This is a genomic window from Gordonia alkanivorans NBRC 16433 (genome assembly GCF_000225505.1).
GTDB lineage: Bacteria > Actinomycetota > Actinomycetes > Mycobacteriales > Mycobacteriaceae > Gordonia > Gordonia alkanivorans.
Window position 1 is genome coordinate 1 of sequence record NZ_BACI01000018.1, and the last position, 7,270, is coordinate 7,270.

Genomic DNA, 7,270 nt, shown 5'->3' on the forward strand with positions numbered 1-7,270 from the left:
CGGCTGCGGGTCCGTACCGTTCTCGGGGCGGCTTCGCGCAAACGCCTCTCCACCGATGAAGGAGTCCTGTTCAACTGAGCGCAGTGCACTGAGACTCTGCAGTGTTGGTCAAGCGACCTTCTCACACGGCGGCTTATACCATGTCTGAATCGACATGTCTCGGTAATCCGTGATTTTGCCCATGTGCATCTGTGCTTATCCTGGGGAACGTGACCCCCTCAGTAGGTACTTCCGTGCCATCGGGACGTATTCGCAACACCGCGTTCGCGTCGAAGGTGATGTCCGCCGACGACGCCGTGAAGTACATACAGCCGGACGACACCGTGGCGATCAGCGGTTTTGCCAGTGCCGGAACCCCGAAGGTCGTCATCCCGGCCCTCGCCGACAAGATCAAGAACACCCGGGCGAACGGCTCGAACTTCACGATCAACCTGTTGACGGGCGCCTCGGTCTCGACCGAAACCGAACGTCTCCTCACCGAGGTCGACGGCATCGCGCTGCGCATGCCGTACCAGTCGGAGAGCACCGCCCGCAAGCGGATCAACGACGGCCGGATGGACTACGTCGACATCCACCTGTCCCACGTGGCGCAGCAGGTCTGGGTGGGCTACTACGGCCAGGTCGACGTCGCCGTCGTCGAGGTTTCCGGAATCACCGAATCGGGGGAGCTGATTCCGGCCGCGTCCATCGGGAACAACAAGACCTGGCTCGACGTCGCGAAGAAGGTGATCCTCGAGGTCAACTCGTGGATTCCCGAGGCCGTCGAGGGCATGCACGACGTCTACTACGGCACCGCACTGCCGCCGCACCGCAAGCCGATCCCGCTGACCCGGGTGCAGGATCGAATCGGGCAGCCGACGTTCCGGGTCGACCCGGCCAAGGTCGTCGCGGTCGTGGAGACCAACCAACGCGACAGCGCCAGCCCGGTGACCCCGCCCGACGCGATCAGTGAGGCGATCGCCGGTCACGTCCTCGAGTTCTTCGACTACGAGGTCCGCAACGGTCGGCTGCCCGCCGACACACTGCTGCCTCTGCAGGCCGGCATCGGCAACGTCGCCAACGCCGTCCTCGGCGGTCTGGACCGCGGCCCTTACAAAGGTCTGACCTGCTACTCGGAGGTCATCCAGGACAGCATGTTGCGGCTGATCAAGGACGGGACCGTCGCACACGCGTCGTCGACCGCTCTGGCACTCAGCGAGGCCGGCATCGAGGAGCTGACGGCCAACGTCGACTTCTACCGGAACCACATCACCCTGCGTCCGCAGGAGATCAGCAACCATCCCGAGGTCGTTCGTCGTCTCGGTGTGATCGCGATGAACGGCATGCTCGAGGCCGACATCTACGGCAACGTGAACTCGACGCACGTGATGGGCACCAAGATCATGAACGGCATCGGCGGTTCGGGCGATTTCGCGCGCAACGGCTACGTGTCGCTGTTCATGAGCCCGTCCACGGCGAAGGGCGGTGCGATCTCGTCGATCGTCCCGATGACGCCGCACGTCGACCACACCGAACACGATTGCCAGGTGCTGGTCACCGAACAGGGACTGGCGGACCTGCGTGGGCTGTCACCCCGACGCCGTGCCCGGCTGGTCATCGAGAAGTGTGCGCACCCGGAGTTCCGGCCGATGCTGAACGACTACTTCGCCCGCGCCGAGGCGATGCCCGCGGCCGGCCAGACCCCGCACATCCTCGACGAGGCGTTCAGCTTCCACCAGCGGTTCCTGGACACCGGCTCGATGCGCTGAGTGGTCAGCTCGGTTCGTCGCCGCGCTGACCGTCCGGGGAGCTCTCGCCGTTCGTCCGGCCCTCACGAGGGTTGTCGAAGGTCACGTCGATCTCCTGGAACCCCTTGTTCCGCTGCGCCCGAACCTGCGCCGCATACGCGGCTTCGTCGCCCTCGGTGAGGATGACGTTGTCGGTGAACGGCGTCAGCAGCGACCGCGGGTACAGGTGGTCCACGCGGACGGCGTTCGCCTCGAGGCAGAACACCAGCACGATCGTGGTCACGTAGAGGAACGCGAGCAGGCCGAGAACGATCGCGAAGACCCCGTTCGTCGAGCTCGCATTGGCGATGACGCGCCCGACGTACACCGCGCCGAAGGTCTGAATCGCCTGCCAGCATGCTGCGGCCGCGAGCGCTCCGGGGAGCACGTCGCGGACGGACAGGGCGCGAGCAGTGCCGAACCGGAACGCCACGATGAACACGAGCGTGCTCAGCACGACCGAGCCGAGGATCGCGAACCAGCGGCCGGCGACGCCGAGCTCGATGCCGGCGGCGATGCCGTTGACGACGGTCAGTCCGATGACGGCGAGGCCGACCGTCGACAGCAGGACCAGGCCGCGCAGGCGCACGAAGATCGGATCCGGTCGTTCGTTGCGGGGGACGGCCCAGATGGTGTTCATCGCATTCTGGGCCGCGACGGCGACTCCCAGACCGCCGTACAGCGAGACCAGGACACTGATGATGAGCGCCGGGATCCCGCCGCTGAGTTTCTCGGGCTCGCCGAGTTGGCTGCCGATCACCGGGATCTGACTCATCGCCGAGTCGAGGATGCGCTCCTGCAAAGCCGGATTGTCGGCGAGCACGATGCCCAGGATCGTCGAGAACAGCAACAGCAGCGGGAACAGCGAGATGAACGCGTAGTAAGTGCACAGGGCGGCCAGATAGGCGCCCTGGTCGTCGACGAACTTGTAGATCACCGCGATCGGGAACCCGGTCGCCGGGTGTCGTCGCTGGAAGTCGTCGATCCGTTCCGACAGCGACACCCGCTCACCTTCTGCTCGTCGTTCAGCCGGTCCTGCCGGCACCGCCCGGGCGGCGGGTGTGCTGACTGTATCCCGGCCGACAGCCGATCAGCCGTAGCCCGGTCCGTACCGCACTGAATTCGATCTGTGCCTCAGTGAAACGGATCCACGGCTGGTACACCGAGCTTGCGCAGCGGCCACCCGAGCCGCCAGTAGGCAAGTCCGACGACCCCGTGCGGAAAGAAGCGGCACGTGGTGGTGACCTCGGTGCGTGCAGGCTTCTGGCCGAGGTCACGAAGTGCGTACTCGACGAACCCGTTGCCGCGCGAGTTCTCGCTGACCTGGACGCGGAGGAACTCCGGTTGCTTCTCCGCGATTACGCGTCCCCTCCGTTCGAGCGAGTCCCAGATGTCGTCGGGTGTGCCGTTCTGGACGGTTGCGGACGTCGACTCGAACACCTCCTCGCCGGCCCAGTCCGGGTCGGTCGGGATGGGTTCGGCTGCGGGGGTGTCAGCGTTCGCGTTCGCCCACGTCGCGGCCTCTGAGCCGCGTTCGGCGCGGCTCAGCGTCTCGGCGACCGCTCGGCGGTACGGGGTCAGGCCACCCGGCGGGCGGGGGATGATCGAGTCGATGTCGCGGTTCCGGCAGACGGCGTCGCACTCGAGCGACTCGATCAGCGGTCGCGCGATCTTCCCTCGGATCGGGGTCACCAGGCGGACCCAGCGGCTCGCCACCGACGGCGTGAGGAACGGGAGGACGACCATCGTGCGCGGACGAAGACCGGCGACCTGCGCGTAGACCTGCATCATGTCGCCGTACTCGAGGACGTCCGGACCTCCGATGTCCCACGTCCGTGACTCCGGGACCTCCGCGGTCGCCGCCTCGACCAGGTAGTACAGCGCGTCGGAGACGGCGATGGGCTGGATCTTGTTGCTCACCCAGCGCGGCGTCGTCATCGCCGGGAGCCGCTCGGTGAGGTGGCGGATGAGTTCGAACGATGCCGACCCGGACCCGATGAGCGTCCCGGCCTGCAGTGCGACGGTCTCGATCGACGAGTCGATGAGGATGTCGCCGACCTCGGCTCGCGATGCCAGATGTTCGGAGAGATCGGTGCCCTCGGGGTGCAACCCGCCGAGGTAGACGATCCGGGACACGCCGCACGCCTGTGCTGCTGCCACGACGTTCTCTGCGGAGCGTCGTTCCTCGGCCGCAAAATCCGCGTCGTTGCTCATCGAGTGCACGAGGTGATAAACGACGTCGACGCCGCGGAAGGCAGCGAGAAGCGAGTCCCGGTCGGAGAGATCACCTTTCACGACCTCGGCACGTGAGTCGTTCGTCCACGGCGCGTCGGACAGCTTCGACGGCGTCCGGGCCAGCGCGCGGACACGGTGCCCACGTTCGAGCAACCGGGGTGCCAGACGGCCTCCCACATAGCCGGTGGCTCCGGTGACCAGACAGGTTCGCGCTTCGTTCACATGACTCCTCTGTACCTTCGGGCGGTACCCCTCAGGCTAGGAGTGGAAACGTCGACCGCGGCCCGGTCGCCGGGTGTCGGTGCCGGATCGTTCCCTACGGCCACAGGTTGATAACGCGTGGCGGTGCCGGGTCAGGCGTCGCGCTCTTCGAGGGGTGAGTTCACGAACCAGAGGCTCTCTTCGTGCAGACGTTCACTCCGCCAACCGGTCTCGGTGCGGACCATCGAGTGGTGATAGTTGCCGCCGCAGGTGCTGAGCTCGGTCATCCCCACGAACTGCATGGGGTTGTAGAACATCGCCCGGATCTGTGCGCGGTCGCCTTCGAAGGAGTACTCGATGTTCGTGATGAAGTGTTGGCTGACGGTGACGAACGCGAAGTTCTCCTCGAGCCATGCGGCGATCTCGTCCCGACTCCCGGCCCGTCCGGCCGGAGCCGAGGTGTAGTCGACCGTGGCGTCCGCGGTGAACACGGAGCGCCACAGATCCCAGTCCTTGGTGTCGACCGCGCGGGCGTATCGGTAGAGGACGTCGGCGATCTCGAACCGGTCGGCGATCTCCTGGGTGTTCACGTCTCTCCGATCAGTTAGTTCTTCGGCAGGGCGGCAGCTTTGGCGTTCAGCCACCTCAGCGCCTCGAGTTCGGACACCAAGCCCACGCCGTGGCCGAGGAACGTACCCGGCAACAACACCGGCAGATGCATCGTCTCGACGGTGACGTCGGCCCCCTTGGCACGCCAGGACCGCACCATGCGATCAGTGCCGCGGGGATCGACCACGTCGTCGCCGCGGTTCTGGCTGACCAGGACCGGCATCCGCGGGGCGACCCCGCCGAGTCGTTGATCGTTCACCGCCGTCAGCCACGGCTCCTTGCGCAGATGCGCCGCGATCGGCCGGCCGTCCTTGGTGTAGAAGGTCGTCGGCACGAACGGAAGCATCCTCATCACGTCGAACACGCAGTACGAGTTGACATCTCGCAGCACACTCCGACCGAGCGGGTTGAACGCGGCGAGGAACTTCGCGCGATGCTCGGGGTACGCGGCGATGAAACCGTTGACGACCCACCCGACGCCACCTCCGAGCAGGCTTCCGTCCCCGAGTCGCGCAAGGTCCGCGAGATCTGGTGCGGGGGCACCCGCGAAAGCGGCGAAGATCGGGAGTTCCGGCGCGTATGTGCCGGCCAGTTCGGCGGCGGAGCCGGCTGCGAACCCGCCTTCGGAGTAGCCCCACAGCGCGACCGGGGCTTTGGAGCTCACACCGAACTTCGGATTCCGCGCCACACGGGCCATGTCCAGCATCGATGTCCCGAGCGACCTACGGTTCAGGTAGGGGTGATCGCCGGGCGTGCCGAGTCCTTCGTAGTCGGTCAGCGCCACCGCGTAGCCATTGGCGAGCAACGCTCCGATCGCCATTTCCTCGTAGGCCTGTCCGTACCGCAGCAGACGTGACGGTGCGCACTGGTCGCCGGCACCGATGGTCCCTGAACCGACCACCACGACCGGACGCTCACCGCGCCCGGCCCACGGAGTGCGGGGGACCAGGACGCTGCCGGTCACGGCCGTCGGACGGTTCCGAGCGCCGGTGCTCGCATACATGACCGTGGTGGTGCGGGCGTCGATGTTCGCGCCGGTGAACGGGATGACAGCCGCGTACGACGGCGCCGATCGGATCAGCGATCCGGGACGGGCGTCGAAGCCCGACGGCGGGTTGTAGAACCCGGCATACGGGTCCGCCGACGCGGGACCGATTCCGGCGAGTGTGGCGGTGGCGGCCACCGCGCAGGTGGCGAGGAGGGCACGTCGACGAAGACGACCACCTCTCGGAAAGCGTGCGCGAGACTGTTCGCGCACGAGAGGACGTCGACCCTGACCCCCGATGAACATGTTCTAATTAGTTGGATAGATCACGTCCCGTGTCAACCGTCTGGAGAAAATCTCCCAAGGGCGGCGCGCGTCTCCGACCCGCCGGCGGGGGAGGCTCGATGGGGGTGTCCGTTTCTCCTTCGACACGATCCTGCACAGCCCGCGACAGACGATGGCGCGCATCGTGTCCGTGCTCGTCGATGCTGCCATGCGGTGTCGGACACCAGGCTGTTTGCTCGGGGAAACGTCACGGTCGGGAGGCTGCGACGGCCGACTCCGGTGCAAACGGGGTAGGGCTGGGGGTGTACAAAAGGACCCGGTTCATCTGCGAACCCCGAAAGGATCGAGCAATGTCAGTGGTGTCGTACGTGATCGCCGGGTCCGAGGCGACCGGAGGCGCGGGAATCCAGGCCGACCTGCGCACTTTCGCCCAGCTCGGCACCTACGGCGTCGGAACCATCACCTGCATCGTGTCCTTCGATCCGAAGGCCGGCTGGGGCCATCGTTTCGTGCCGGTGGACGCCGGCGTCATCGCCGACCAGATCGAGGCGGCCACGGTCGCGCACGAGCCCGAGGTCGTCAAGATCGGCATGCTCGGCACGCCCGCGACCATCTCGACGGTTGCCGAGGCACTGGCATCGCGGACCTGGCGGCACGTGGTCGTCGACCCCGTCCTGATCTGCAAGGGTCAGGAGCCCGGTGCGGCTCTCGACACCGACAATGCCCTGCGCTCGGAGATCCTCCCGCTGGCCACCGTGGTCACGCCCAACCTGTTCGAGGCCGCGACCCTCGCCGGCATGGACGAACTGGCCAGTGTCGACGACCTCGCCGAAGCGGCTCGCCGGATCGCCGATCTCGGGCCGAAGTGTGTCGTCGTCAAGGGCGGGGTCGGACTCGCCGGTGACGAAGCGGTGGACGTGGTCTTCGACGGCACCGACATCACCATCCTCCGCGCACCCAAGGTGGGCGACGAGCGCGTGTCCGGTGCGGGTTGCGTGTTCGCCGCCGCGACCACCGCCGGACTGACCAAGGGCGCCGACGTCCTCGACGCGGTGCGCGCGGCCAAAGAATTCACCCACCGCGGGATCGTCGGTCGCATCAGCTCGACCGCCCCGTTCGACGCCGTCTGGCACGGACAGCAGTAGCACTCCGCGCTGTGCGGTAAACCCACCCGTTATCGGCACAATCA

At 66.6% G+C, this 7,270-nt stretch carries 6 protein-coding genes; 2 read left to right on the forward strand and 4 right to left on the reverse strand.

Annotation, left to right across the window (positions count from 1 at the left end; all coding sequences use genetic code 11):
* The first annotated feature begins 233 nt into the window (after window positions 1-233).
* Window positions 234-1,748, forward strand: a complete 1,515-nt coding sequence (scpC, locus tag GOALK_RS02720) for a succinyl-CoA:acetate CoA-transferase ScpC (protein WP_006357258.1) — start codon at window positions 234-236, stop codon at window positions 1,746-1,748.
* Between the two features lie 4 nt (window positions 1,749-1,752).
* Here the strand turns inward: scpC and GOALK_RS02725 are convergent, their stop codons facing one another.
* The 4 genes from GOALK_RS02725 to GOALK_RS02740 all read right to left on the reverse strand — a co-directional run bounded on the left by GOALK_RS02725 (window position 1,753) and on the right by GOALK_RS02740 (window position 5,994).
* Window positions 1,753-2,769, reverse strand: coding sequence for a YihY/virulence factor BrkB family protein (locus GOALK_RS02725; protein WP_006357259.1), 1,017 nt, complete (start codon window positions 2,767-2,769; stop codon window positions 1,753-1,755).
* A 131-nt stretch (window positions 2,770-2,900) separates the two neighbouring features.
* Complete coding sequence (locus tag GOALK_RS02730) at window positions 2,901-4,223, reverse strand: NAD(P)H-binding protein (protein WP_006357260.1); 1,323 nt, start codon at window positions 4,221-4,223, stop codon at window positions 2,901-2,903.
* A gap of 131 nt (window positions 4,224-4,354) precedes the next feature.
* Window positions 4,355-4,792: a nuclear transport factor 2 family protein gene (locus GOALK_RS02735; RefSeq protein ID WP_006357261.1), complete on the reverse strand. Its 438-nt coding sequence runs from the start codon at window positions 4,790-4,792 to the stop codon at window positions 4,355-4,357.
* A 14-nt stretch (window positions 4,793-4,806) separates the two neighbouring features.
* Complete coding sequence (locus GOALK_RS02740; protein ID WP_006357262.1) at window positions 4,807-5,994, reverse strand: lipase family protein; 1,188 nt, start codon at window positions 5,992-5,994, stop codon at window positions 4,807-4,809.
* Between the two features lie 437 nt (window positions 5,995-6,431).
* Here GOALK_RS02740 and GOALK_RS02745 point away from each other — a divergent pair, with 437 nt between their 5' ends.
* Entirely contained in the window at window positions 6,432-7,226 is a 795-nt protein-coding gene (locus tag GOALK_RS02745) for a hydroxymethylpyrimidine/phosphomethylpyrimidine kinase (protein ID WP_006357263.1), read from the forward strand.
* Window positions 7,227-7,270: the final 44 nt, after the last annotated feature.